Origin of the sequence: Amycolatopsis acidiphila, assembly GCF_021391495.1 — a bacterium.
In the GTDB taxonomy this organism is placed as follows: domain Bacteria; phylum Actinomycetota; class Actinomycetes; order Mycobacteriales; family Pseudonocardiaceae; genus Amycolatopsis_E; species Amycolatopsis_E acidiphila.
Genome location: NZ_CP090063.1, coordinates 5,521,261 through 5,546,360 on the forward strand (window position 1 = coordinate 5,521,261; position 25,100 = coordinate 5,546,360).

Sequence of the window (25,100 nt, forward strand, 5' to 3'; positions counted from 1 at the left end):
GGTCCTAGGCCTCCGCCCGTGCCAGCGCTTCGGCCGCGGTACCGTCGGACACCTTGCCGTTTCCGGTGTGCGGCACCGGATCCGTGACCATCAGCTGCATCCAGTACTCCATGAAGTTGCGCTGGTTGGCCTCGGCGTAGTCCATCGGGAACGCCTTGCCGGGACCGGGCCAGTCGGGGTCGGGCTCGTAGAGGCCGCGGCCCATCTGGTAGTTGAGCTCCATGGTCTTGGCGTACTGGGCGCCCAGCACGCGGGTGATGCTGCGCCAGTTTTCGGCGTCGTCCTGCTCGAAGGCCCCGGAAATACCGAACGTGCGCACGTACGCCTGGTAGCTCTCCTCCTTGTACCAGTCCGGCGCCTCCTTCTCGACCAGGAAGAAGGACATGATCTCCATCTTGTCCGGGCCGAGCGGGTGCCACAGCCGCAGCGTGAGGAACGACGTCGGCGGCGAGACGTGGTCCTTCGACATCAGGAAGTTGCCGATCGACAGGTTCGGGAACACGGTGCCGTGGATGAACGCGACCGGCCGGAACACCTCGACCTGCTCCGGCGAAAGCCGGCGCTGCAACTGCTCGACGATGTTCTCCGGCATGCCCAGGAATTCGGGCAGCGGGATACCCGGCGGTGGACCGATGATGCCGAGGCCGTGGCCGTTCTCGGTGTGCACGTGCTCGCCATAGAGCGCGAACTTCGGGTCCGGCGGGGCGAGCCCGAGTTCCACCATGGACCGGTGCGTCATCATCGTGTGGTAGGCGTCGCCGATGAAGTTGTCGGCACCGAGCTTCCAGTTCGCGTCCACGACCCATCGCTGCGGGGCGCCGATGACCTCCAGCCCGGCGTCACTGCGGTCCAGCACGATGTCGAGGTAGAACTTCATGTCCCCGAGGTAGTCCTCGAGCGACTGGGCCTCCGGATCGAGGCAGCCGAAGATCAAACCCTTGTAGGTGTCGAGTTTAGGGACCGGCTTGAGTTGCCACAGGGACTTATCCAGCTTGTTGCCATACGCCTCGCGCCCGGCCGGTACGCCGACGAGACTGCCTTTGTTGTTGTAGGTCCAGCCGTGGTACGGGCAGCGAAAGTGGGAGGCGTTTCCCATTTCCGCGCGACATACCTGCATGCCGCGATGGCGGCAACTGTTCAGGTGTCCGCGGATTTCGCCGTCTTCGTCCCGGCAGACGATGAACTGATCTTCGGAGATGTAGCGGACGACGTAGTCGCCGCGCTCCGGGATTTCGCTGTCGTGCGCGAGGAACACCCACGAACGGCCGAACACGCGCTCACGCTCGGCGTCGTGCATCTCCGGGTCGTTGATAATCCCGGCCGGAACGGTCCAGTCGGCCTCTACGTCACGCAAACCCTTCTCGAGGATCTGCCGGAGTTCGTCCCTCAACATGTGACCACCTTGGCGTCAGACATCTTTGTCTCCTCTGAAAAGCGCGGGCCCGCAATGGGTCAGGACCGCGGCAACAGCTTGACTGACTTTCTAAGATACTAGTATCTTCAGTCCCGTTGTCAAACCCTACTTGTCCGCCGCGGAGGCGAACCGAAGGAGAGCGCACCATGGGAACACCCGTCCTGTCGCCGGAGTGGATGAAGTCCTACGCCGAGCTCTGGAACACTACGGATGCGACGCGTGAGGGCCTCAAGAAGCTGAGCATGGTCGTCGAATACCGGCTCGCGGAGAACGAGAGCCGCGCAGGCCAGATCCAGGTCAACGCCGGCGAAGTCGTGCGTGCCGGAGCGCCGGCCGAAGGCGTGAAGCCGGACTTCGTGCTGACGGCGAAGGTGGAGACCTGGCAGCGCCTCGGCCAAGGCGATCTGCCCGCCGCCACGGCGATGGTCACCCGGAAGGTCAAGTTCCGCGGTTCCATGTCGGTGGCACTGGCCAACCTGCCCGGCCTCGAAGCCGCCATGAAGATGTTCGGCCAGATCGACGACACCGACTGGTCGGTGGACTGAACGAAGTCGCGGGCCACGGCCCGCGCCTGTCTGAAGCCGGAGCGGGCCCCGCTCCGGCTTCAGCGCGCTGCCACGATACGGCACGAGACCGCTGCGCCACCCGGTCGAACGACGGACCGCTTCACGGTTCCATGTCGGCAGCAGCCCCGGCTTCGCACTGACACGCTAGAATCTCTGCGTGAGCACCAGTACACCAGCACTGACCTTCCCCACACCGAAGGGCTGGATAGCCCCATGCCCGTGATCGCATCAGTCACCAAAACAGACCAGATCTACAAAGCGCTCCTCACCCAACTGCTCGAGGGACGCCATCAGTTCGGCGAGATCCTCAGCACGTACGAACTGGCCACGGAGTTCGGCGTGAGCCGAAGGCCGGTGATGGACGCGGTGATGCGGCTGGCCGCCGCCGGATTCATCTCGATCATTCCACAGGTCGGATGCCAGGTGACCATCCCGGACGAACGCAAGGTGCGCGACCACTTCGCGGTGGCGGGCATTCTCGAAGGGGCAGGCGCCCGACTCGCGGCACTCACCGCCACCGATAGCCAACTGGCCGAGATCCGCGAGATGCTCGTGCGCGGCAACGGCCCAGCCAAGCAGAACGACGCACTTGCCTTCGCCGGGGCCAACCGGGACTTCCACTCCGCCATCCTGGCGGCCGGCGGCAACCGACGCCTGGCCGAACTGGCCATGGACACCTGGGACCTCAACGACTTTTATCTCCAGAAGAACCGGTTGAGCACCGACCTGGCGAAGGCGCAGGCCGAGCACACGGAAATCGCAAAGGCGATCGAGCACCGGGACGCGGATCGGGCGGGCAAGCTCATGGAGCAGCACGTTTCGCGGTTCTGGAAGTTCGTGGAAGTGTAGTCTGCCCCACTCGATCGGGTGTCATGCCGAACGGCCATGACACCCGATTTCCGTTTTCGTCACGCTGTGAAGATCCTCGCAACAACAGCGCCTTGCGTGTGAGATTCTAGCATGTCAATATGGGAGGACGTCGCGACAGAAAGGAATGCTGTGGAGCAGCACGTAAGCATCTGGGGCGATTTGGCGGGCGTCGAGCTGTGCCAGCGGACCGTGGACGCGGCCGGCATCGCCACCCGGGTGGTAGAAGCGGGCACTGGTCCGGCACTGGTCATGGTGCACGGCACGGGCGGGCACCTGGAGGCGTATTCCCGCAACGTTCGTGACCTGGCGAAGGAATTCCGGATCGTCCTCTACGACATGGCGGGGCACGGCCATTCGGCCAAGCCCGATCGGCCTTACACGATTGATTACCTCAGCGACCATCTGATCGCGCTGCTGGACGCACTGGGCATCCAGAAGGCCCATCTCTCCGGTGAGTCGCTAGGCGGCTGGGTGGCGGCGTGGGCTTCGGCGCACCACCCCGGCCGGGTGGACCGGCTGGTGCTCAACACGCCGGGCAACATCACGAACAAGCCGGAGGTGATGGCCGGGCTGAAGGAATCGAGCATGAAGGCGGTCCGCCAGGCCAGCCGGCAGAGCGTGCGCACCAGGGTCGAGTGGCTCTTCCACGACAAGAGCCTGGTCACCGACGAACTCGTGGAGCTGCGGCTGCGGATCTACACGCAGCCGGGGTTCGAGGACGCGATGCGCAACATCCTCGCGGTACAGGACTGGGAACACCGCCGCCCGTACGTCTGGTCCTCGCAGTGGTGCAGCCGGATTGTCGCGCCGACCCTGCTGCTGTGGACCGACCACGATCCGACAGCGTCGGTCGAAGAAGCCGCGCTACTGGAAGAGCTCATCCCCGACAGCCGACTCGAAGTCATCGAGGGCGCGGGCCACTGGCCGCAATGGGAGAAGCCGGACCAGTTCAACGAGACCCACGTTAGGTTCCTGAAAGGAAAGTGATGACCGCACGAAACGGCGCCGCGTACCTCGATCGGCTGCGCGCACACAGTCCCGAGCTGTGGGTCGGGGCCGAGAAGATCACCGACGTGGCCGGGCACAAGGCGACGTCCGGCGCCGCGGCCGAGATCGCCCGCCTCTACGACCTGCAGTTCAAGAACGACAGCATGCTCTTCGCGCCGGCTGACGGTGCCGGCAACGCAGGTGTGCAGTTCCTGATGCCTCGCACCGCGGAGGACCTCGAACTGCGTCGCGTCATGCACAAGCAGTGGGCGGATTCCAGCCTCGGCATGATGGGCCGCAGCACGGACTTCGTCAGCGCGATGCTGGTGGCTTGGAACGCCAACGCCGAATTCTTCGGCGAGGGCGCCGACCGGGTGCGCGCCTATTACAAGTACGTGCGGGACAACGACCTGTTCCTGTCCCACGCGCTGGCCGACCCGCCCGTCGACCGCTCGAAGCCGCCGTCGCAACAGCCCGACCCCTACACCTACCTCGGGGTGAAACGCGAGACCCCGGACGGCATCATCGTGAGCGGTGCGAAGATGCTCGCCACGGCCGCGCCGTACTCGGACGAGATCCTGGTCTGGCCGTTCTCGCTTCGGAAGTACGCCTCCGAGGAGAAGCCCTACGCCATCGCGTTCGCCATCCCGGCCGACGCCCCGGGTGTCCGGCTGATCTGCCGCGAACCGTTCGGCGGCGGGAACGGCTTCGACCACCCGCTCTCCAGCCGGTTCGACGAGATGGACGCCGTGGTCGTGTTCGACGACGTGCTCGTGCCCTGGGAGCGGGTCTTCATCAACCAGGACTACGAGCGGGTCAACAGGATCTGGGCGATTAACTCCAACGCCTTCACCGGCGTCCAGACCTCGGTCCGGCTGCTGGCGAAGCTCCAGTTCGTCGCCGGCATCGCCAAGCGGGCGACCGAGATCGTCAAGACCGACCAGTTTCCCCAGGTTCGGGACGCGCTCGGCGAGATCACCACGTACATCGAGCTGACCAGGGCGGCCGTCCTCGCGGCCGAAGCCGGCGCCCAGCGCAACGACGAGGGCGTCCTGTTCCCCGACGTTCGGCCCCTGTACGCGATCCGTAATTCCGGGAACCGCTGGTATCCCCGGGTTCGGGAGGTCCTGCAGCAGATCCTCGCCGGCGGCCTGCTCTACCAGCCGGCCGACGTGAGTGCGTTCGGCTCGCCGATCGCCGAGGACATCGCCCGGTTCTACCGCGGCCCCGAGACGAACAGCCTGGACCGCATCGCGATCTACAAGGTGGCCGCCGATCTCGCGGTCTCCGCCTTCGGTGGCCGGCACGAGCTCTACGAGCGGTTCTACGCCGGCGACCCGCTGTTCCTCCGCATCAACACCCAGTTCAACCAGTACGACTGGTCCGAACCGCTCGGCCTGATCGACGGGCTGCTGGCCACCTCGATCGGGCAAGCCGGCGTCCTGCCCGGCGGCACCGGCGAGGATGCGGCGGCATGACGGTGCACGGCCGCCGGGCGCTGGTCACCGCCGGGTCGAGCGGGCTCGGCACGGCGATCGCGACGTCGCTGCGAGCGGACGGCGCCGAAGTCTTCATCACGGGAACCGGGCCGCACACCGGCGAGGTCGCCCGCGAGATCGGGGCGGCGGGCTGGGCGATCGCGGACTTCACCCGGGCCGGCGCCGCGGCCGCGGCGGCCGACGTCGCGCGCGAGACGCTCGGCGGCATCGACATCCTGGTGTCCAACACCGGCGGCACGCGCGCGGCGAAGGCCACCGAACTCTGCGCTGAGGACTGGGATTCGGCCTACCGGCTCCTGCTGGACAGCGCGATCTCCCTGACCAACGCGGTGCTGCCGGCGATGTCGGCGGCCGGGTGGGGACGGCTGATCTACGTCACGTCGGTCGGCGTGGTCAAGCCGTTGCCGTTGCTGCACCTGTCCAACGTGATGCGGGCGGGAGTGGCCGCGCTGGCGCGGTCACTCGCCGCCGAGGTGGCTCCGCACGGCGTCACGACGCACGTCATCGCACCCGCCCACATCGACACGCCGCGGCGGCGCGCGCTCGCCACGGCGCGCGCCGCCGCGGCCGGCGTGCCCGTGGCCGAGCTGGAACAACGGCAGCTTGCTACCGAACTACCCGTCGGCCGGTGGGGGCGTCCCGAGGAGATCGGCGAGCTGGTGGCCTACCTCTGCTCGGAGTTCGCCGGATTCCAGACTGGGCAGACACACGTCGTCGACGGCGGGATGACCTCGACCTAGATGGAGAACCATGACGAATTTCGAGCAGTGGATGCACAAGCTCCACCAGATGAAGGACTACGACCCAGAGCGGTCGATGCCGGAGCACCTGGTCACCCCTTCGGCGAGTGCGCGGTGGCTTGAGGAGGACGTGACCGGAAACCCCAGCCGGGTCGGCGTGCTGCCCGACGTGCCGGCGAAGTCGATGGAGTTCTACCTCCAGGAGATCCCGGCCGGTACGGCGACCGACCTCCAGCGGCATCTGCACGAGTCCGTGCATTGCGTGCTCGAGGGCAGCGGCTACTCCGAGATCGGGCCGGAAACACTCACGTGGTCGGCCGGGGACTTCGTCTACACCCCGCCGTGGGTCTGGCACCGGCACTACAACGACGGCGCCGAACGCGTCCGCATGATCCTCGTCGAGAACTCGCGACAGCTCGACGCCCTCGGCGTCAACCGGCGGGAAAGCGCCGGGAACATCCCCTACGACAAGATGGACAGGAGTTGACCCACCGATGGGTATTTCACAGGTAGCCCACGCCGAACTCGCCGTGGCCGATCTCGGCGAGGCGATCGGCTTCCACACCGACGTCCTCGGCATGCAGGAACTCGGCCGGTCCGACGGCGCGGTGCGGCTGTCCGTCGGCATCGACGGCGGCTGCGACCTGGTGCTGACCGCCGGCGGGACCGGCGTCCGGAAGTTCGCACTACGCGTCGACGATGTCGCTGATCTCGACCGATACGCGAAGCGCCTCGCCGAAGCCGGCGTCGCGACCGAGACCCGCACCGACGAGCACCCCGGCGTGGTCCGGTCCCTGCAGTTCCAGGCTCCCTCCGGGCACGTCATGGAGCTGGCGGTGCTCTCGAGCGGGCCGCAGTACGTGCACCCGTCGAAGGCGACCCACCGCGGCGGGATCCGCGCACTGGACTTCGACCACATCACCGTGCAGGCTCAGGACCCCAAGCCGCTGGTCGACTTCCTGGTCGAGCTGCTGGACTTCCAGGTCTCCGACATTTTCGCCCCGGCTCCCGGCGTGATCGGCGCGGCGTGGTGCCGGGCCAGCACACTGCACCACGACATCGCGATCATCTCCACGCCCGAGGCCGGGAAGTCGCTGCACCACTACGCGCTCGGGATGGAGTCGTTCGACCACCTCAAGCTGGCCGCCGACGAACTCGCCCGGCACGGGGTGCCGATCGAGGTCGGGCCAGGGCGGCACGGCGTCGGCGGCAACGTCTACACCTACTTCTGGGCCGCGGGCAACCGCTACGAGCTGTCGGCCGAGATGCCGCGGGTGCGCCGCAACGACCCGGTGATCTGGGACGACTTCCCGAAGGCGTTCAGCCCGTGGGGCCTGCAACCGCCGGAGTCGTTCGGCCACGCGTCCTGAAGTTCCGCCGAAATCCGGTTCGCCCGGCGTGCCAGGAAGCCCCCACCTGACCCGCCGGGCGAATCGCCTTTTCCCTGTTGACATGAGGAGAGCCTCGTGGTGCAGAAGTTCGGCGTCGACGACCTGCGTGGTGTCGTCGCCGTGACCCCGACCCCGGCACTGCCCGGGGCAGCCGAGCTGACCGCTCGCGACACCGTCGACCTCGGCGAGTCCGACCGCATGATCCGCGCCCTGGTCGCCGACGGCGTGGACGGGATCATCACCAACGGCACGCTCGGCGAGATGGCCACCCTGACCCTGGACGAATGGCAGGCGTTCGCCGCCTGCGTGTCGGATGCGGTTTCCGACACCGCGCCTGACCTGCCGTTGTTCGTCGGGGCGACGGCACCGAACACGAGAGACACCGTCGACCGAATCCGCTTCCTGCGGGACCTGGGTGTGCGCGGGGTCATCCTCGGGCGTCCGATGTGGAGCGCGCTCGGCGCCGACACCCTGCTCGCCTTCTACCGCGACGTCGCCGGCCTGTTCCCGGACATGGCGATCGTCCTCTACGACAACCCCGAGGCGTTCAAGGGCCCCATCCCGTCCGGGGTCTACGCCGAGCTGGCCAACGTGCCGCAGATCATCGGCGCCAAGTACATCGCGATCACGCCCAAGTTCACCGCTGATATCGCCGCGACCGGCGACCGGCTCAGGCTGCTGCCGCTGGAAAGCGACTGGCTCGCGGCGCACACGCTCCACCCGGAGGCGGCACTCGGCTGCTGGAGCAGCAGCGCCCTGTGCGGGCCGGAGCCCGTACTCGCCCTGCGCAACGCGATCGGCTCCGGGAACGTCGATACGGCCCGGCACCTCACGCGCCGCATCGAGTGGACCTACGAGCCGTTCCTCGCCAGGACGAACTTCCCCGAGTTCTCCAAGTACAACATCGCTCTGGAGAAGCTCCGCTTCGACGAGGCCGGCTATGTCACCGCCGGGCCCGCGCGCCCGCCGTACCACCTGGTCCCCGAGGCTTACGCCGAAGGCGCGCGGGAGAACGGCCGCCGCTGGCGCCGGCTCGTCGGCGAAGTCCGCGAGCGGGGCTCCTGACCCGCCGGGCACGGTGCTTGTGGGTGGCGCCGCCCCGGCTGACCGGGGCGGCGCCATCAGTTCGTTCCCCCGGGGCTCAGGACGTGCCGAGCGGGCCGAGAAGCCCGCCGACCGTGTGCCCGACGGTCGCGACCACAGCGTCCAGCGGTGCGGGCACGCTGACCGGCAATCCGGCAACAGGAGCGGGCGAAGGCTCCGGTGACGTGACCGGCGGAGCGGGCGGCTTGGCCGGCGGAGGGGGCGCGTGCCTCGGCGGTGCGAGCGCGACCGGGGCGGCAACCGATGCCGGAGGCGGCACCGACGCCGGGCGAGCCGAGGCGTGCGCCACGCTTTCATCGTAGGTCGGATCTTCGCCGGCATACCCCGGCGCGTCCGGCACGGCGAACGAGCCGGCGGAATAGGTTCGCATCCACCCCACGACCTTGCTCAGGTAATCCTCGGAGTTGTTGTAACTGAGGACGGCGCTACGGAGTCCTGTCCCCGTATTCAGATCGCGACCAGAGGCGCAGAGATACCGGCCGGCTGATTCCGTGGAATCGTAGACGTTCTGCACATCCACCTTGCCGTCACCCGATCCGTCCACACCCCATTTCTGCCAGGTCGATGGGATGAACTGCATCGGCCCGGCCGCACGGGCCCATTGTCCGCTTGTCGCGTCGACCATCCTGGCGAACCCCGGCGAACCATCCAGGGCGGGGCCGTAGATCGGCCGGACCAGCGTTCCCTGCGCGTCGACGTCACCGTGCCGGGCGTGGTTCGACTCGACCTTGCCGATGCCCGCGAGCAACGCCCAGGTGAGGTGACAGCCCGGCTGCGCACGACCGAGGGACGCCTCGGCCCGGCGGTAAGCGTCGAGAACCGTGGCTGGAATGCCCGAAAGTGCACCGGATCCGGTGGCGGCACCCCACCGCTGGTCCGCCAGCACCACGAGCTGCGGCAGCACCGGCACGCCGGGAAGCGTCGCGGGGAGCTCCGTCCCGCGAACAGGGGGCCATGCCGGTTTCACTTGCGCGCCAGCCCTGATGGTGGTCGGGGGAAACGCCCACCCGCCCGTCGGCGGTTCGGCGGAAAGCAATCCGCCTCCGACGACGACCGCGCTCGTCAGCGCGACCGCGGTGCAAGCGGCGGTACCGATCCGGCGACGTTTTCTCACCCTCCTTCGGCCTGCCCTGGCTGCCCGCTGACTGCCTTCGCTGCAATTCCCGATCCGCACTGCCATGCCAGGTCCCTTTCCGTTGCCTCACCGAAACCCAGACTGATATGCTAAGATTCTAGCATGTTTCACAGCCGGAACAATCAGGATGAAGGAAGGATGGCGGGTCGATGCCCGTTGCCGTGTGCGCCCTGTCCCATTCGCCACTGATCGGGTTCAACCATCCACCGAAAGCTGTCGGGGAGCGAGTCGAGACTGCTTTCGAACAGGCGCGGAGCTTCGTTGCCGAATTCGATCCGGAAGTCGTGGTGCTCTTCGCACCCGACCATTACAACGGCTTCTTCTACGACATGATGCCGCCGTTCTGCATCGGGACGCGGGCCACCGCGCTCGGGGACTACGACACCCCGGCCGGCGAGCTCTCGGTTGCCGGGTCCGCACGGACACTGGCGACGGACGTACTGGCGGCCGGGATCGATGTCGCGGTGTCCGAACGGATGTACGTCGACCACGGGTTTTCCCAGCCGCTGCAGATCCTGTTCGGCGGCCTCGACAAGGTACCCGTCGTACCCGTCTTCATCAACTCGGTCGCCGCACCCCTCTGTCCGGTCGGCCGCATCCGGCAACTCGGCACCGCGATCGGTCACGCCAGCGCGCACCTGGACGAGCAGCGCGTGCTGTTCCTCGGCTCCGGAGGTCTCTCGCACGATCCGCCGGTGCCGCAACTGGAAAGCGCCACCGAAGAAGTCGCCGCCCGGCTGATCGACGGCCGTAACCCATCACCCGAAGAGCGGGCCCGGCGACAGGCCCGCGTGATCGCCTCAGGACTCGATCTGGCCGCGGGGACGTCGTCGATGCGGCCGATCAACCCGAAGTGGGACCAGCAGTTCCTCGATCTGGTTTCGGCGGGCGAACTCCGGCGTATCGACAACTGGAGTACCGCTTGGTTCACGGAGCAGGCCGGGAACTCCTCGCACGAGGTGCGGACCTGGATCGCCGCGTATGCCGCGATGGCGGCGCGCGGGAAGTACGTGATGAACTACCGGTTCTATCAGCCGGTGCCGGAGTGGGTGGCGGGTTTCGCCGTCACCACCGCCGTTTCCGCCGACGCCTGACCCTCCGGACGCCGCGCGCCGGACCCGTTCGCCCGCGGGTCGCGCGCGGGTCCGGCGCGCGCCCCGCGTAGCTCGTCCCGGCTTGAGAGGAAACCATGAAGTCAACGTTGACTCCGCCCCGGCTCGGCCACGGGCACCGTATCCCCAAAGTCGTCCTGCGCGAGATCCGTTCGGTCGCCACCCGGGCCCAGGCACTGTTCGGCGGCGATCCGGGCGCGGAGGTGGCCGACGATTTTGCTGCCGCGCACGAGTTTCTCGCCGAGGTCGCCAAGCGGGTCGGCGACCTGGCCGCGTCCGGCCACGCCGGTGCTGCCCTCGACCTGTTCATCGAGGTCTCCGAGGTGCGCGAACGAGTGCGCCAGGCCCAGCTCGATGTCCGGGTGAGCGTCCATGCACAGGTCCAGGAGGCACTGACCCGGCTCCAGGACGCGCGCTCGGTGGCCCGGCTCGCCGAACGCGTGCCGGAGGCCGTGTGCCAGCTCGGGTTCGACCGCGCGCTGTTCTCCGAGATCCGGGAGTCGGTGTGGGTGCCGCAGTCGTGCGCCGTGGTGGGTGATCCCGGCTGGGCCGCCGAGATTCTGCGGATCGGCCGCGCCGCGTCCCCGGTGCTGGACCGCACCGTCGTCGAGACCGAGGCCGTGCGCAGGCGGCGTGCGCTGCTCGTGACGGACGCGCAGCGCGAAACGCGCGGGCTCGCTTGCCTGGTCGAGGCCGCCCGGCTCGAGTCCTATGTGGTCGCTCCCGTCACCGGCGACGACGGCGTCCTCGGCCTGGTGCACGCGGACCGGCATGTCCAAGGGCGTCAGGTCGACGAGTTCGACCGCGAGGTGCTCGGCACCTTCGCCCAAGGACTCGGTATCGCGTTCCGGCGGACCGTGCTTGTCGAACGCCTCCAGTCGCTGCGGACCGAGGTGGGCCAGTTCACGATGAACATCGCCAACGCCATGGACCGGATTCTGAGCACGGGGCACCGGGAGGCACCGATCATCGGTGATCCCGTGGTCCCGCCACCCGGTCCGGTGCCCACCCGGTCATTCGTGGAGTCGGCGCTCACCCCGCGCCAGCTGGAGGTGCTCCACCTCATGGGCGACGGCAAGACCAACGCGGGGATCGCCACCCGGCTGACGATTTCCGAGGACACCGCCAAATCCCACGTCAAGCAGATCCTGCGCAAGCTCGGCGCCGCGAACCGCGCCGAAGCGGTCTCGCTCTTCCTGCGGACCCAGCAGCAGGGCAGGGGAACGCCCGAGCCCGCCTGAGCCTCACCAGATGCTCCACACCGCGGCGAGCGCGAACACCACGCCCACGACCTGGAGCGCGTATCCGCTCCCCCGCAGCTTCCCGATCCGCCTCAGGCGCTCGGCTTCCGGCAGCGCCGGGCTGACCCACCCGGCCGCCGCGCGGCGACCCCACCATCCGATCTCCAGCAGCACCGTGCCCACCACCGCGAGCACCGCGAAGTCCGCCGTCATCGCGACGGCTGGGGCTGCTGGCCGGGCACCGGCGACCAGCTCGGCGCCTGCTGCGGCGGCGCGGACGGGTCGGCCGGGCGGTAGGCGTCGGCGTACCGGATGTTCGCGCCGGCGAGCTGCGTCCCGAGCCACCCTCGCCACGTGGCGAGCGCCTTCTCCAGCAACAGTTGCTGCTTCAACTGGTCCTTGACCTGGTCGAAGACCGCGGGCTGCGGTGGCAGAACCTGACGGACCCAGCCGACGTTCCAGCCATGTGTGGTCTGCACGGGACCGAACAGCCCGCCGGGCGGTGTCGCGAACGCCGCCTTGGCGTAGCCGTCCTCGAGCTGTACCGCCGTCACCTGGCCGAGGTCGCCGCCATTGTCGCGCGTCGCGCTGTCCAGACTCCGTTGCGCGACCAGGGTTTCGAACGGCGTCCCCGCCTTCAGATCGGCGAGTGCCCGGTCGGCTTCCTCCTTCGTTCGGACGACGATGTTGCTGATCTGCCGCCGTTCCGGGGTGTCCAGCTGCGCCTTCCGCTTGGCGAAGGCGTCCGCGACCTCGGCGTCGCCGACCGAGCTTCCCTTCGTGACCGAATCGAAGAGCTGCGAGACCGCGAGTTGGCGCTTGATCTCGTCGAGCACCGCGTCCTCGGACGTCCCCGTGCTGCCGAGTGCCTGCACGAACTTGCTCCTCGCGTCCGGCCCTTCGCCGATCTGCTGGGAGATGAACCGGGTCAGCACGTCCTGCGCCGCCTTGTCCGCGATGACGATCCCGCGGTCGCGCGCCGCGCGGTCGAGCACCATGCCGACGGCGACCGCCTTCGCGGTGTCCCGGCGGAACGCATCTGACTTGGCGGTGTCCTGCGCATCCGGTGGCTGTACTCCGTAGAGCGCCTTCAGGGTCTGGATCCGGTCCTGCAACTGCTCGACCGTCTCAGTCTGGCCGTCGTAGGCGAAGGCCACGCCGTCCGGCAAGTCGTCGACGCGCGACGACCACCAGGCCGTGCCGGCCCCACCGAGCAGCATGACGAGCACGAGCATGGTCAGGATCCGGCCACGGCGGCTCCGGGGCAGCCGGACTTTGCCGGGCAATGCGGTGATCTTCATGAGGTGACTCCCACGAGTGCATCGGGTGCCGAGGTTGTTTCCAGTGCGGATCCGGGGCGGCCCGGCGCGAGCCAGACGACGAGCCGCGCGGCGGCCATCGACAGCACGACAGCGGCCGCGAGCAGCAGGCCGAACTGTCGGATGGCATCGAGCCGGGACAGGGCCAGCGCGAGGTAACCGACGGTCGAAACGGCTGCGACCAGCAGCACGGATCTGCGCAGAGCCGGGTCGCGACGGTGTTCGGCCTCCGCCAGCAGCACCGCGAACTCGCACCCGACGGCAGCGATGAGCGACCCGAGCGCCATGGTGATCGGGGTCAGGGAGATCCCGGCCAGCCAGCTGGCGAGCAGGCCCGTCCCCGTCGCGACCAGGGCGGTGGCGACCGCGCGTAGGGCGTCCTTCCGACGGGCCAGCACGACGGCGAGCACCAGCCCGGCGACGGCGATGCCGACGCCGTTGGTCCAGAACCGGTTGCCGGAGACGAGCTCGTAGCCGCGCGCGGCGACGATCGGCAGCCCGGTCAGCTCGGCGTGGTATCCCGGCGGTGCCTGGGGAAGCTGGTTCAGCAAGTCGTCGCGCAGGCCGACCAGTCGCTCGACGTCGTCGAGCCGGGCCCCGAACGAGAGCACGGACTCCTGCCCGTCGGCCCGCAGGACCGAGCCGGTCAGGTAGGGCGGCAGCAGGCGCACGGCCGCGGTGATCTCGTCGTTGGTGGGCGTGGGCCCGAGGAAGTTCAGCAGCGTCGGCAGCGAGACGACGGGACGGAGCCGGTCACCATGCCGGGCGACGGTCACGTCCTGGGCCTGGCGCAACCACGCCAACGCCGCCGGGGAGGTGACGTCCGGGCCGTGCAGGACGACGTCGACCTCGCCGGAGGAGCCGATAACCTGCTCCACGTGCTGCGCGTCGTCGAACGCGGGGAGCCCGTGCACGAAGCTCTCGATGTCGCCCTGCAGGACGAGCTTCGGCAGTGTCGTCCAGCCACCGGCCGCCAGCGCCGCCACTGCCAGGCCGACCCCCAGCCGTACCGGCAGTCGCGCAGGTCGTCTGTTGCGGACTGTCGCTGGTACGGATTCCACAATGGTCGGCCGGAACAGCAAGCCGATGGCGAAGGCAACCAGCACACCGATCCCGAGCGCGATCCCGAGGTCGCGGACGAACGGCAGCGGTGCGAAGGCCAAAGCGCCGAACGCGGCCGCGGTGGCGGCGGCGACCGCGAACACCACCCGCCGGTCCGCCCGCCGCGCCAGGTAGGTCGGGAAGTCGCTGCCGACGCCGAGCAGCACCGGCAGGAACGCCACCACCCCGAGCGATAGCGGCCGGCCGAGCCAGCCGAACAGGGCGACGGTCACCGCGGTGGCCGCCAGTGAGCCGGCCAGCGGCAGCAGGCGGTTCCGGCGGCGGTGCCACGGCACCAGCAGGAAGCAGAGGGCCACCGCGAGCAGCGCGGCGCCGCCGAGCAGGGGAAGCTCCGCACGGACCTCGTCGGCGAGTGCGCTGGCTATCGCGGGGACGCCGGACACCGTCACCTTCGCCCCGTCGATGTGGGCCGCGCCGACCGCGTCCCGCACGCCCCGGACGAGCCGTTCGGTGGCGGACTGGTCGAGGTTCTGCCGCGGGCGGACCAGGATCGCGGCCGCCTTCGCCGACGGCACGACGAAGTGCCATTGCGGCCGGGGATTCCCGTCCGCGCCGAAGACGACCGAGTTGACGAACGCCTGGTTCTTCAGCGTCGGCAGCCCGGCGGGCAGGGCCTGGATGAGCAGCTTGCCGTAGCGCTGGTCGAACCCGGCCACGGCGGCGTCGGCGGCCTGGCCGGCCGCCCGGTCGGACGCACCACGCTGCTTGGCCTCGGCCTGTGCCTGCGCGCGCAGGCGGTCGCGCCGTCCGGAGAGCTCGGCCATCAGGTCCTGGGCCCGGCCGGCCGCTTGATTCAGGACGGTTCCCGGACCGTAGACGGCGGCGACGTCGGGCAGCTTCGCGAATTCGCCCTCCAGCTTGACCAGCGATGGCAGGTGCGGCTGGTCGAGGAGCAGCCCGGGCTGTGCCGATTCGAGCAGCACGACCACGGGGTCGCCGCCGAACGACCGGCTCAGCTCGTCGAACCCGGCCACGGCGGGGTCATCACCGGGGACGAACGAGCTGACGCCGGTCTCGATGCGGGCCTTGGCCATGCCCACCCCGACGAACCCGGCGAGGACGAGGAGGACCGCTGCCATCGCGAGCACCTTGCGGGACGGCCTCTGCAGCTTCACCCGCATCATTTCGGCGGGTCCTGCTCGACGTGCGGGTAGGAACCGGTGAACGGGCCGGGATTCGCCGACTGTCCCGGCGCCGGGAACGGGTTGTTCTTCTTGAGCGGACCGACGTCGATGTTGGCCGGCAAGCCCTTCACGCTCTGCTCGTTGAAGACCATGAACAGCCGGATCGCGTTGCCGTTGGCGTCGCCCCGCGCCGTCACCTGCCCGATGTTGGTGAAGAACGCGGCGACATCGCGGCCGTAGGGGACGAGGTAGGACAGCATCGGGTTCAGGTCACCCAGCGCCACGTTCAGGGTCGGCAGGAATTTCGATGCGTCCGCGGCCACCGCGGGCACCCGCTGCAGCGTGCCGGGCACCGCGTCGAGCACGCCGTTCAACGCCGGCAGCAGGCCGCGCAGATCGGCCGACGTGGCCGGCAGCTCTTGCAGCGCCGCACCGAGATCGGGTGCGGCCGCGTTCAGGTCGCCCGCGACCGGGGCCAGCGCGGGCGAAAGCCGGCTCAGCCCGCCACTCGCGTCCTTGGCGGTGTCCATCAGGCCCGGCAGCCGCCGCAGGACCTCACGGAGTTCGGTGTCGCTGCCCGCGGTCGCCTGGGTGAGCTTGTCGGCGTCGGACACCAGGTCGGCGATCTGGCCCTGCCGGGTGTCGAGCGCCGCGAGCAGCTTGGCGGTGTTGCCGGTGAGCTCCTGCAGGTCGCCGGACTGGGCGGCGAGTGCGTCGAGCGCGCCGTGCCCCTCCCGGCCGAGATCGCCGAGCCCTTGCAGGGCCTGGGAAACGCCGTCCTTGGTGTCCTTCGTGCCGGCGCCCAGCGAGCGGACCAGCGAGCCCAGTGATTCCTTCGTCGGCTGGTCGAGGCTTGTGAGCACGTCGTCGAGTTCGACGGCCTCCTTGCCGGCCGACGGCGGCAGCACGGTGCCGCTGGGCAGCGCCGGGCCGTGGCCGTCGGTGATCTCGAGGTAGGTCTCCTCGATCAGGGTCTTGTTCCGGACCTGGACGGTCGCGCCCTCATGCAGCGGCGCGTTCTGGTTCAGCCGCATCGTGACGTGCGCGAGGTCGCCTTCCGTGCGCAACGCCTGGACCTTGCCGACCTTGACCCCGGCGATGGTGATGTCCGAGTCGTAGACCAGGTTCGACGCCGTGCGGAACTGCACCTCGGCGGTGTAACCCGCCCGGGAGATGCCGGGCAACCTGCCACCGGAGTTGAGCCACAGGTATCCGAACAGTCCGGCGCAGGCAGCGATGAACACGGCCAGCACGAGGGTGCGGATGTGCGGGACCAACCAACTGGGAATCCTCATTGGACACTCCCTCTATTGCGCGGCGGCGGCTTGCAGGGCGGGCAGCAGCGGCAGCAGGCCCGTGACGCTCTCCGGCGAGAGCTGGGCTATGGCGCGGTACGCCCCACCGGTCCCGTCGTGCAGGCTCGTGATCGACCGCGAGTTCGTGACGAACGCGGCCAGGTCGTTGAGATACGGCAGCACCGCCGCCGTGATCGGGCCCAGGCGGCCGGTCACGTCGTGCAGGTCGCCGAGCGAAACGTCGAGGTCGCCGACGAACGGCCGCAGGTCGCGGACCACGGGTATCGCCTTGTCGACCACCGGCCGGGCGGTGTCGACGGTCTCGCCGAGCTGGTCGATCGTGCCGGTGAACTTCTTCAGTGAGCCGGGCAGGCTCCCGCTCGCCTCCTGCAGCTTGTCCAGGACCGGGTCAAGCTGGGCGCTGAGCGCGCCGATGCTGCCGGTGGCCTGCTCAAGCTGGTGGGTGAAGTCCGGCAGCTGCGCGAGCGCGGCGTCGAAGTCGCCGTTGCGCTGCCCCACCGTCGCCAGGGTCTTCTGGAGAGAGTCGGCCAGCTCGCTGAGCCGCTTGTCGTCGTCGCCAGTCGCCGACGCGATCTGCCCCAACGCGGTGACCAGCTTTTGCAGCGTCTCCTTGCGGGTCTGCAGGGCGCTGACGACGGGATGCAGGTCCCGCACCACCTGATCGGTCGACCCGAGGCCCTTAGGGAGGGCGCCCGGCGCCCCGGCCAGCGCGACGTCCGATTCGGACAGCAGGGTGGTCAATGCTTCCCGGGTGTTGGTGTCCAGGTGCCCGAGCGCTTCGTCGACCTGCACCGGCCGCACTGAGTTGGCGAGGGGCAGCACCCCGTCCTCGGGTAGCGGCTTCCCTGGCGGGCCGCCGGGGTTCAGTTCGACGTACATCTCGTTCAGCGGGCTCTTCGGGCGTAGCAGGACCCGGGCGTTGTCGTAGACCTGGTGTCCCTTGTCGATCGCCAGCTCGAGCCGCGCGTGCCCGCGGTCGTCGACGCTCGCCGCTCGGATGTCGCCGACGGCCACGCCCGCGATCCGCACCTCCTGGCGGCTCGACGGGTTGATCGCCGGTGCGGACTCGAAGGTGACCGAGAAGTGGGTCTTGCCGTCCCAGGGCACGCGGACCTGCTGCATCGTGAGGATGTAACCGCCGGCCACCAGCCCGGCGGTCACGAGCGCGGCCACCGCGAGGACGTTGCGTTTGAGCCGCGGTTCGCTGGAGATCCGCTGCCAGGTCCGCCGGATCCGGCCCGGGTGCGCGTTCATCGGCCGCTCCTGTTCTCCGGGGTGGCGCCCTGCAGGTGGGCGAGTGTGTTCATCAGCTGCTCGAAGTTGATCGGGGTGCCCTGGATGCTGCCGCCGCCGAAACCCGGCTGGAGGCCGACGGCGACGCCGTTCGGGTCGGTGAGCGAGGACGCGCGGTCCATGGTCGCGAACATGTAGCCGACCTCTTTGTAGAGCGGCTGGTCCGAGCCGCCGCCGGCGTAGATGCCGGTGCCCTTGAAGGGGGACAGCACCATGTTCATGATCGGGCCGTTGACCCGGTCGAGCACCGGCCCGCGGACGTCATCGAAGACCTTCGTGGTGCCCTGTGCCGCGGGGACGAGCTGCTCGATCAGGGGCTCCGCGTCGGTGAGCAGGCCGCGCACGTCCGTCACCAGTGGCCGGGTCCTGGCGAGCACCGGATCGGCGTGCGCCAGGAACGCGTCGAGCTCGCGCGCGACCGGGCGCGCGGGGTCCGCGGTGTCCCGCAGCTTGCCGAGCGTGACGCCCAGGTGGGCCAGTCCGTCGTCCGCATTGTCCAGTGTCTTCGGCAGGTCGGCGACCGCGGTGGCGATGTCGGTTCGCCGGTTGTCGAGCGTCGAGGTGACCTGCTGCAGGTTGCGCACGATCGAGTCGAGCTGCCCGGGGTTCTCGGTCAGCACGCGCGCGGTCGATTCGAACCCGTGCACGACATTCGTCAGGTCGGTGCTCGGGTCCGCGCCCTGCAAACCCTGCAGGACCGGCGTCGTCGCGTCGAGCGTGTCCGGCGCGTCGGCGAGCAGGTCCTCGATCGCCGATTTCCCGCCGCCGCGCAGGGTATCGTCCAGGTTCTGGGTCGCGGACCGGATGCCCTTCACCGCGTCCGGCTGGAGTGCGTCCGCGAGCTGCTGGAGTTCCACCGGGATCTTGGTCCGCTCGACCGGGATGGTCCCGGCGAAGGTGGCCCTGCCACCGCCCGGGACGAGCTCCACGTAGTACTTGCCGCCGAGGAGCGTGGTCGGGCGCAGTGCGGCACTCGGTGCGGCGCCCAGCTTGCCTGTGACGCCGTCGTCCACCTTGAGTTCGACCAGTGCCGAGCCGTCACCGGTCCGGCTGACCGAGGACACCACGCCCACGGGGACGCCGGCGATCTTGACCTGGGAGACGAACGGCTGCAGGTGGTAGTCCTGGGCGAACTGGACCCGGACGATGTCCCCTGGGCGCAATGCGGTCGCGACGCGGTCCTTCTCGAGCAGCGCGTACCCGGCCAGCAACGTCACCACGAGTACGACGACCCCGAGCTTGAACGCCGACATCGGCCGCCGGTGCCCTGAGCGGAAACGAAATGCGAAGGCCTTCACCGGTTGCCTCCTGGAATCTTGCGGGCGTCCTGGGCCGCCTCACCCGGCGCGGGATAGGGGTTCCTGGCGACCAGCGGATCCCGCAGACCGCCCTGCCCGAGCACGGACTCCTCGCTGAACAGCAGGTACAGCCGCAGGAAGTGCCCGTTGGCATCACCGTGCGAGAGCGCGGCGGCCCAGTTCGTGAACCACCCGCTGACTTCCGGGGCGTACGGCGCCAGCACCCGCAGGAACTGGTCGGCGCTGGTGAACGTCTGCGTCAGCCGAGGCGCCAGCGGCCGCGCGTCACCGATCGTCTTCGTCAGGTCCGTCAGCGCAGGCTCGGCCTGCTTGGCGACGTCGGGCACCTTTCCCAGTGGTGGCACGGCTTCGCGCAGCACGCCCCGGAGATCAGGGGTCGCCTGGCCTAGGGCGCGTGCCCCGGGCACGAGTTGGGACATGCCGGCGTGCAGGTCCTTGAGCGGTGTCTGCAGCGACTGCAGGCCGGACCGGGCGGCCTGCAGTGTGCCGGGCGCGCGCTCCACGACGTCGTCAAGCGGTTTCCCCTCGTCCACCGCGACGGTTCGCATGGTCGTGTCCAGCTGGTTGACCAGTTCCGACAGCTGTTCCTGGCGGCCGGCGAACCGGGCCGAGAGCCGGTCGGCCGTGGTGAGCAGCGCGGTCAGGTCCGTGCCGTCGTTGGCGGACAGGGCTTTCGACACAGTCGCCAGATCAGGCAGCATCTCCGGCGCGGCCTTGAGCGCGTCCTGCAGATCCTGCGCGTGCCCGCCTGCTCCGCCGCCCGCTTCCCGGACGGTCGAACCGAGGGCGTCCCGGGTGGGCGCGTCGAGGACGTTCAGCAGGTCGCTCAGTTCCTGGGAGCCCGCGGTCCGCTTGGCCGGGATCACGTCCGAGGGGCCGAGCTTGCCCGCGCCGGGCGTGCCCGGGGTCAGCGCGATGTACTTCTGCCCCAGCGCGGAACGCGAGGCCACCGTGACGGTCTTGGCCTCCGCGGCCGCGTCCCGGTAGATCTCCCGCGTGCCGTCGAGCTGGAGCGTCACCCGCGGGACACCGTCGACCAGCCGGACGTCCTTGACGCGGCCGACCCGGACGCTGGCGACGCGGACGTCGTCGCCGGGGCGGAGCGCACCGACGTCCGAAACGTCGGCGTTGACGAGGGTGTACGTCGCGCCCGGCAACCCCTTGTCGGCGGTGAGCGCGAGCTGCAGCGCGAGGGCGAACACCACCAGCACGACGACGCCCGTGGACACCGAGCAGAACTTGCGCGACCGGCGCTTGGCCATCAGGAACCTCCGAGCAGGAACTGGAGAACGCCGCTCTCCTGGCGCTCGTTGAGCCCGGTCACGCCGCCGTCCGGCGCGACGAGGGACTTCGTGTCGAGCAGGCCCGACGAGCCGAGTGGTCCGGGCAGCCCGGACAGCGGCGACGGAGCGGCCGGCTTACCCGCGGCCGGAATCGTGGACGGCGGTGGCGTCCCGGTCAGTGAGGGCAGCAACCCCGTGATCTCCTCGGGGTTGATGATCGCCTGGCCGCGGAAGTAGTGCGAAAGCCCGTCCCAGCCGTTGGTCGACATCGCCCAGAACCGGAAGAAGTTCAGGACATTCTCGATGTTGCCGGTCAACTGCGCGGTGAGCGGGTCCGCCCCGGCGACGGTGCCACGCAGGCCGGGGCCTGCCTTCCGGAGCTCCTCGACGACCGGACGCGCCGCGTCCATCAGCTGCTCGGCGCGCTGTAGCACGGGTTTCGCGCTTGTGAGCGCCGGGTCCGCCGACTCGCTGAACTTTCGCAGCTCGTCGCTGACGGCGGTGAGGTTGTCGGTCGTCGGCCGCATCCCTTCGAGCACCGGGGTTGTGGCCTCGGCGGTTCCGGTGAGCTCGGCGAGGGTGTCGCGCGCGGCGGCCAGCGTTCCCGGCAGCTCGGCGAGCGAGGCGTCGAGGCCCTCCTGGTTCTTCGCCGTGACATCGAGCACCTGCTGCGAGGAATCGACGAGGTCGCCCAGGGTCTTGCCGTTGTCGGCGGCCAATGCGCTCGCGACCGGCTGCACGTGGTCGACGAGGTCGGTGAGCAGCTGGTTCTGTTGCCCGAGCAGCTTCACCAGCCCGTCGGTGTCCTGCATGGACGACGCGAGCGCCTTGATCGAGGCCTGCGCGTTGGCGCCGTTGCCCTGCATGCCCTGGCCCAGCATCGTGACCAGCGCGGCGAGCGACTGACCGGTCGGGTCGTCGACCGTGTTGAGCACCTGGTCGAGGTCGGTCGCCTGCCCGGTCTGCCCGGCCGGCAGCACGTCCCCGTTCTTCAGCAGTGGCGCGGAGGCGCTGCCGCGGTCGAGGTCGACGTAGCGCTCCCCGAGCAGGCTGACCGGCCGCACCGTGGCCGTGGCGTCCTTGTGCAGCGGCAAGGCGGTCCCGTCGACCTTGAGGGTGACGATCGCCTTGGCGTCGCGCACGCTCATGCCGGCCACCTCGCCGACGGTGACGCCCTTGACCTTCACGTCGTTGCCGACGACCAGCGGGCTCGCGTCGGCGAACTCCGCGGCGATGGTCAGCTTGTCCGGCTGCTCGCCGGAATCCGTGTTGGTGACCGCGGTACCCGCCACGGCCGCCGCCACCGCGGCCGTGGCCAGCACGGCCTGGATCTTCCGCCGTGACTTCATCGGACACCACTCCCGAACGCGTCGGTCCACGGCTGCCCGGCGATCGCGCCGGGTGCCGGGAACGGGTCGCTGACCATCCCGGGCGGCATGACTCCCGGGTTGTTGTCGAAACTGGACATTCCAGCGGGGATGTTGACACGCATGTAGTGGCCGTTGCTGTCGTAGTTGGCGGCGGAGGAGCCCCAGTTCGACAACCAGCCGACGACCTCGGGCGTGTACGGCCGCAGGAAGCTGAGTGCAGGCGTCAGAGAAGTCACCGCGGAGTCCGTGCCGGGCAGCGCGCCGTGGGCGCTGTCGAGCAGGCCCGGCGTGAACTGCAGCAGCGTGCCGAGCGAACCCAGCGTCGGCCGCAGCTGCGCCACGGTCGGACGGAGGTCAGCCAGCACCGGGCGCAGGGTGCGGGCCACGGCGGGCAGGCGGTCGGTCGCCGGGCGCAGGTCGTCCAGCAACGGCACCGCTTTGTCGACGGTGCCGGGCACGTCGGCCAAGGTCCGGTCCGCCGTGCCGAGGGTGCCGGGCAGCTTCCGCAACGCCGCGCGCAGCTGGTCACGCTGCTGCGCGACCGCGTCGGTCGCACCGGCCAGCCCGGAGACGATCGCGCGCACCTGCTGGTCCCGGTTCACCAGCGTGGTCACCATGCCGTTCAGCTGCCCGGCCAGCTCCTTGATCGCCGGCCCGTCCGAGCCGACGGCGCGCAGCACCTCGCCGAGCGCTTCCACCGCCGGGCCCGCCTTTTGGACGGTCTGCCGAAGGTCGGTCTCGTTGCCCGCGACGGTGCCGTTGAGCCCCTGCACCAGTGAGCTCAGGTGGGCGCGGGTGGCCGGGTCGAGCGCGGCCAGCACCTTGTCCATCTCGACCGGGTCCGACACCTTGCCGTCCAGGGTGCCGCCCGCGGGGATCTCCGGGTTCGTCTTCGGGCCGTCCCGGACGTCGAGCTGCCGTTCGCCGAGCACCGCCTTCCACACGATCCCGGCCGACGCACCGGAGTGCAGCGGCGCGAAGTCCTTGGTCAGCTTCATGGTGACGAGGGCCTGTCCGTCCTTGATGGACACTTCGTCCACTTGTCCGGCGTCGAACCCGTTCACCAGGACCTTGCTGCCCGCGATCAGCCCGGTCGCCGACGGCAGCACCACATTCGCCGGGTACTCGTCGTCACCAGGGGCGATCAGCAGCGCGGCGGCGGCCACCGCGGCCACCCCCAGCACGAGGAGAGGAATTCTGCGCATTGATTCAGTCCATTCCCAGTGGTCCGGCGGAGTCGCCGGAGAGGAACTGGCGGACGAACGGGTCCGGGGAGTTGAAGGCCTCCTCGGTCGGTCCGTAGTGGACCACCTTGCCCTTCCAGATGACCCCGACGTAGTCGCTGACCTTCCGTGCGGTCCGGATGTCGTGAGTCACCAGCAGGTAGGTCCCCCGGTACTCCTGGTGCATGTCGAGGATCAGGTCGTTCAGTAGGCTGGTGCGAACCGGGTCGAGGCCCGAATCCGGTTCGTCGAACAGGACGATGTCGGGATTCATCACCAGCGCCCGCGCGAAGCCGGCCCGTTTGCGCATGCCACCGGAAACCTCGTTGGGGTACTTGTAGGACGAACGCTCCAGGCCGACCTCCTTGAGCCGCTGGTTGACGATCGCCTCGATCTCGTCCTCACCCATGTCAGTGTGCTTGCGCAGCGGGAACGCGGTGTTGTCGAAGATGTTCATCGACCCGAACAGCGCGCCGTCCTGGAACAGGACGCCGAATCGCTTGCGCAGTTCGTAACGCTCGTGTTCGTCGATCTTCCAGATGTCGCGACCGAAGATCATCACCTCCCCCTGGTCCGGCTCGAGCAAGCCGACGAGATGTTTGATGAGCACGCTCTTCCCGGTGCCCGACGGGCCGAGAATGGTGGTGATCGCGTTGTCGGCGAATTCCAGGTTGAGCCCCTTCAGCACGTCGAAGCTGCCGAAGGATTTGTGAACGTTCCGCACCTCCATCGTATGCACCCGCCCCGGTGAGCCGATCGTGTCGACGGCTGTCCCGTTCACCCCGGTGACCATGAGTTCTCCTTGTCAGTTACCGATCGGCATGTTCGGGTAGGAGCCCCAGAAAAACCACGTACCGAGCAACCCGACGACGTGGATGAGCACCATGTTGAGCATCATCGATTTCGCCGTGTTTCTCCCGACCCCGACCGGCCCGCCGGAGGCGTTGTATCCGTAGTAACAACCGACGAAGATGATGATCGTGCCCATCGCGATCATCTTCGAAATCGCCGCGATCAGGTCATAAGGGTTCTGGAACAACCAGAAGACGAAGGAATATCCACCGCTGGAAACGGTGCCCAACTGGTAGACCGTGACGAGGTGCATCGAGATGAACATCAGGCCCAGACCGACGATGTAGAGGAAAGGCATGCAGAGCCAGGCGGCGGCGATGCGGGTGCCCACGAGGTAGCTGCGTGATTTGATGCCCAACACTTCCAGCGCGTCGATCTCCTCGGCAATACGCATCGAACCGATTTCCGCGACCAGCCCGCAGCCCACCTTCGCCGCGAAGATGTAGGCCCACATGTAGACCGACATCTCACGCAGACCGCAGACGTCGTTGAACACCGCGGAATAGATCGGGGCGCCGACCTGCTTGAGCGTGTAACTGGCCTCCGTCGCGCACATCGTGCCGACGACGAACTGCATCAGCCAGACGATGATGCCGCTCGAGAGAATCAGGATCCCCGCCTGGGCGAACACCTCGGTGACGTGGTGCCGCAGATCCGGCAGGCTGCGCACCGTGCGGCCGGCGAACTTCATGATGTCACCGCCGACTTCGACGGCGTCCCGCAGCTTCCCCGCCATGCCACCGAACGTGATGACGACATCGGGTGCCTTCGTCCGGCCCACCGGTGTCGCACCGGGCTCGTGTCGAACCGTTCCGGTCAT

23 protein-coding genes are annotated in these 25,100 nt (G+C 68.9%); 10 read left to right on the forward strand and 13 right to left on the reverse strand.

Annotated features, from left to right (window positions below; all coding sequences use genetic code 11):
• Window positions 1–4: 4 nt before the first annotated feature.
• A complete protein-coding gene (locus LWP59_RS27035; protein ID WP_144635795.1) occupies window positions 5–1,393 on the reverse strand; it encodes a Rieske 2Fe-2S domain-containing protein in 1,389 nt (462 codons plus the stop codon).
• A 167-nt stretch (window positions 1,394–1,560) separates the two neighbouring features.
• Between LWP59_RS27035 and LWP59_RS27040 the strand changes: the two genes are divergently transcribed.
• The 8 genes from LWP59_RS27040 to LWP59_RS27075 all read left to right on the forward strand — a co-directional run bounded on the left by LWP59_RS27040 (window position 1,561) and on the right by LWP59_RS27075 (window position 8,532).
• On the forward strand, window positions 1,561–1,959 hold the full coding sequence (locus tag LWP59_RS27040) for an SCP2 sterol-binding domain-containing protein (protein WP_144635792.1): 399 nt from the start codon (window positions 1,561–1,563) through the stop codon (window positions 1,957–1,959).
• Between the two features lie 234 nt (window positions 1,960–2,193).
• Window positions 2,194–2,829, forward strand: coding sequence for a GntR family transcriptional regulator (locus LWP59_RS27045; protein WP_144635789.1), 636 nt, complete (start codon window positions 2,194–2,196; stop codon window positions 2,827–2,829).
• 150 nt (window positions 2,830–2,979) lie between these two features.
• The gene (locus LWP59_RS27050) at window positions 2,980–3,837 is read left to right on the forward strand and encodes an alpha/beta fold hydrolase (protein WP_144635786.1); all 858 of its coding nucleotides are present in this window, start codon (window positions 2,980–2,982) and stop codon (window positions 3,835–3,837) included.
• Window positions 3,837–5,315 carry a 4-hydroxyphenylacetate 3-hydroxylase family protein gene (locus tag LWP59_RS27055; RefSeq protein ID WP_144635783.1) on the forward strand — a complete coding sequence of 493 codons (1,479 nt, stop codon included), beginning with the start codon at window positions 3,837–3,839 and terminating at the stop codon, window positions 5,313–5,315. Before LWP59_RS27050 ends, LWP59_RS27055 begins: the two co-directional genes overlap by 1 nt.
• Entirely contained in the window at window positions 5,312–6,076 is a 765-nt protein-coding gene (locus tag LWP59_RS27060) for an SDR family oxidoreductase (RefSeq protein WP_144635779.1), read from the forward strand. The genes LWP59_RS27055 and LWP59_RS27060 overlap by 4 nt, the downstream gene beginning before the upstream one ends.
• 10 nt (window positions 6,077–6,086) lie before the next feature.
• Window positions 6,087–6,563 carry a cupin domain-containing protein gene (locus LWP59_RS27065; RefSeq protein WP_144635776.1) on the forward strand — a complete coding sequence of 159 codons (477 nt, stop codon included), beginning with the start codon at window positions 6,087–6,089 and terminating at the stop codon, window positions 6,561–6,563.
• 7 nt (window positions 6,564–6,570) lie between these two features.
• Complete coding sequence (locus tag LWP59_RS27070; protein WP_144635773.1) at window positions 6,571–7,446, forward strand: VOC family protein; 876 nt, start codon at window positions 6,571–6,573, stop codon at window positions 7,444–7,446.
• Window positions 7,447–7,542: 96 nt separating this feature from the next.
• Window positions 7,543–8,532: a dihydrodipicolinate synthase family protein gene (locus LWP59_RS27075; RefSeq protein ID WP_144635770.1), complete on the forward strand. Its 990-nt coding sequence runs from the start codon at window positions 7,543–7,545 to the stop codon at window positions 8,530–8,532.
• 76 nt (window positions 8,533–8,608) lie between these two features.
• On the opposite strand, the gene LWP59_RS27080 is transcribed toward LWP59_RS27075, so the two are convergent.
• Entirely contained in the window at window positions 8,609–9,481 is an 873-nt protein-coding gene (locus LWP59_RS27080) for a lytic transglycosylase domain-containing protein (protein WP_229858113.1), read from the reverse strand.
• Window positions 9,482–9,855: 374 nt separating this feature from the next.
• Here LWP59_RS27080 and LWP59_RS27085 point away from each other — a divergent pair, with 374 nt between their 5' ends.
• Window positions 9,856–10,800, forward strand: coding sequence for a 3-carboxyethylcatechol 2,3-dioxygenase (locus tag LWP59_RS27085; protein ID WP_186383128.1), 945 nt, complete (start codon window positions 9,856–9,858; stop codon window positions 10,798–10,800).
• A 95-nt stretch (window positions 10,801–10,895) separates the two neighbouring features.
• Window positions 10,896–12,059, forward strand: a complete 1,164-nt coding sequence (locus LWP59_RS27090; protein WP_229858116.1) for a LuxR C-terminal-related transcriptional regulator — start codon at window positions 10,896–10,898, stop codon at window positions 12,057–12,059.
• Window positions 12,060–12,062: 3 nt separating this feature from the next.
• Here the strand turns inward: LWP59_RS27090 and LWP59_RS27095 are convergent, their stop codons facing one another.
• From LWP59_RS27095 to LWP59_RS27145, 11 genes are read right to left on the reverse strand one after another with little or no spacing between them, the layout of a single operon-like run.
• Window positions 12,063–12,272: a hypothetical protein gene (locus LWP59_RS27095; protein ID WP_144635764.1), complete on the reverse strand. Its 210-nt coding sequence runs from the start codon at window positions 12,270–12,272 to the stop codon at window positions 12,063–12,065.
• Complete coding sequence (locus LWP59_RS27100; RefSeq protein ID WP_144635762.1) at window positions 12,269–13,360, reverse strand: peptidylprolyl isomerase; 1,092 nt, start codon at window positions 13,358–13,360, stop codon at window positions 12,269–12,271. The genes LWP59_RS27095 and LWP59_RS27100 overlap by 4 nt, the downstream gene beginning before the upstream one ends.
• Window positions 13,357–15,579 (reverse strand): MMPL family transporter, encoded by a 2,223-nt coding sequence (locus tag LWP59_RS27105; protein ID WP_229858119.1) that lies wholly within the window; start codon window positions 15,577–15,579, stop codon window positions 13,357–13,359. Before LWP59_RS27105 ends, LWP59_RS27100 begins: the two co-directional genes overlap by 4 nt.
• Window positions 15,580–15,620: 41 nt before the next feature.
• Entirely contained in the window at window positions 15,621–16,919 is a 1,299-nt protein-coding gene (locus LWP59_RS27110; protein ID WP_144635759.1) for an MCE family protein, read from the reverse strand.
• 12 nt (window positions 16,920–16,931) lie between these two features.
• The gene (locus LWP59_RS27115) at window positions 16,932–18,194 is read right to left on the reverse strand and encodes an MlaD family protein (protein WP_144635756.1); all 1,263 of its coding nucleotides are present in this window, start codon (window positions 18,192–18,194) and stop codon (window positions 16,932–16,934) included.
• On the reverse strand, window positions 18,191–19,486 hold the full coding sequence (locus LWP59_RS27120; RefSeq protein ID WP_229858122.1) for an MlaD family protein: 1,296 nt from the start codon (window positions 19,484–19,486) through the stop codon (window positions 18,191–18,193). The genes LWP59_RS27115 and LWP59_RS27120 overlap by 4 nt, the downstream gene beginning before the upstream one ends.
• A gap of 41 nt (window positions 19,487–19,527) precedes the next feature.
• Complete coding sequence (locus LWP59_RS27125) at window positions 19,528–20,814, reverse strand: MlaD family protein (RefSeq protein WP_144635750.1); 1,287 nt, start codon at window positions 20,812–20,814, stop codon at window positions 19,528–19,530.
• Window positions 20,814–22,184 carry an MlaD family protein gene (locus LWP59_RS27130; protein ID WP_229858125.1) on the reverse strand — a complete coding sequence of 457 codons (1,371 nt, stop codon included), beginning with the start codon at window positions 22,182–22,184 and terminating at the stop codon, window positions 20,814–20,816. Before LWP59_RS27130 ends, LWP59_RS27125 begins: the two co-directional genes overlap by 1 nt.
• Complete coding sequence (locus tag LWP59_RS27135) at window positions 22,181–23,410, reverse strand: MlaD family protein (protein WP_229858127.1); 1,230 nt, start codon at window positions 23,408–23,410, stop codon at window positions 22,181–22,183. Before LWP59_RS27135 ends, LWP59_RS27130 begins: the two co-directional genes overlap by 4 nt.
• Before the next feature lie 4 nt (window positions 23,411–23,414).
• Window positions 23,415–24,221 (reverse strand): ABC transporter ATP-binding protein, encoded by an 807-nt coding sequence (locus tag LWP59_RS27140; RefSeq protein ID WP_144635747.1) that lies wholly within the window; start codon window positions 24,219–24,221, stop codon window positions 23,415–23,417.
• 12 nt (window positions 24,222–24,233) lie between these two features.
• A complete protein-coding gene (locus LWP59_RS27145) occupies window positions 24,234–25,061 on the reverse strand; it encodes an ABC transporter permease (protein ID WP_229858130.1) in 828 nt (275 codons plus the stop codon).
• Between the last annotated feature and the right edge of the window lie 39 nt (window positions 25,062–25,100).

Excerpts from the sequence above, each read along its gene's own strand:
- LWP59_RS27035 (WP_144635795.1), bottom strand. The coding sequence starts at position 1,393 with ATGTTGAGGGACGAACTCCGGCAGATCCTCGAGAAGGGTTTGCGTGAC.
- LWP59_RS27040 (WP_144635792.1), top strand. The coding sequence starts at position 1,561 with ATGGGAACACCCGTCCTGTCGCCGGAGTGGATGAAGTCCTACGCCGAG.
- LWP59_RS27045 (WP_144635789.1), top strand. The coding sequence starts at position 2,194 with ATGCCCGTGATCGCATCAGTCACCAAAACAGACCAGATCTACAAAGCG.
- LWP59_RS27055 (WP_144635783.1), top strand. The coding sequence starts at position 3,837 with ATGACCGCACGAAACGGCGCCGCGTACCTCGATCGGCTGCGCGCACAC.
- LWP59_RS27060 (WP_144635779.1), top strand. The coding sequence starts at position 5,312 with ATGACGGTGCACGGCCGCCGGGCGCTGGTCACCGCCGGGTCGAGCGGG.
- LWP59_RS27065 (WP_144635776.1), top strand. The coding sequence starts at position 6,087 with ATGACGAATTTCGAGCAGTGGATGCACAAGCTCCACCAGATGAAGGAC.
- LWP59_RS27070 (WP_144635773.1), top strand. The coding sequence starts at position 6,571 with ATGGGTATTTCACAGGTAGCCCACGCCGAACTCGCCGTGGCCGATCTC.
- LWP59_RS27085 (WP_186383128.1), top strand. The coding sequence starts at position 9,856 with ATGCCCGTTGCCGTGTGCGCCCTGTCCCATTCGCCACTGATCGGGTTC.
- LWP59_RS27090 (WP_229858116.1), top strand. The coding sequence starts at position 10,896 with ATGAAGTCAACGTTGACTCCGCCCCGGCTCGGCCACGGGCACCGTATC.
- LWP59_RS27095 (WP_144635764.1), bottom strand. The coding sequence starts at position 12,272 with ATGACGGCGGACTTCGCGGTGCTCGCGGTGGTGGGCACGGTGCTGCTG.
- LWP59_RS27100 (WP_144635762.1), bottom strand. The coding sequence starts at position 13,360 with ATGAAGATCACCGCATTGCCCGGCAAAGTCCGGCTGCCCCGGAGCCGC.
- LWP59_RS27105 (WP_229858119.1), bottom strand. The coding sequence starts at position 15,579 with ATGGCAGCGGTCCTCCTCGTCCTCGCCGGGTTCGTCGGGGTGGGCATG.
- LWP59_RS27110 (WP_144635759.1), bottom strand. The coding sequence starts at position 16,919 with ATGAGGATTCCCAGTTGGTTGGTCCCGCACATCCGCACCCTCGTGCTG.
- LWP59_RS27115 (WP_144635756.1), bottom strand. The coding sequence starts at position 18,194 with ATGAACGCGCACCCGGGCCGGATCCGGCGGACCTGGCAGCGGATCTCC.
- LWP59_RS27120 (WP_229858122.1), bottom strand. The coding sequence starts at position 19,486 with ATGTCGGCGTTCAAGCTCGGGGTCGTCGTACTCGTGGTGACGTTGCTG.
- LWP59_RS27125 (WP_144635750.1), bottom strand. The coding sequence starts at position 20,814 with ATGGCCAAGCGCCGGTCGCGCAAGTTCTGCTCGGTGTCCACGGGCGTC.
- LWP59_RS27130 (WP_229858125.1), bottom strand. The coding sequence starts at position 22,184 with ATGAAGTCACGGCGGAAGATCCAGGCCGTGCTGGCCACGGCCGCGGTG.
- LWP59_RS27135 (WP_229858127.1), bottom strand. The coding sequence starts at position 23,410 with ATGCGCAGAATTCCTCTCCTCGTGCTGGGGGTGGCCGCGGTGGCCGCC.
- LWP59_RS27140 (WP_144635747.1), bottom strand. The coding sequence starts at position 24,221 with ATGGTCACCGGGGTGAACGGGACAGCCGTCGACACGATCGGCTCACCG.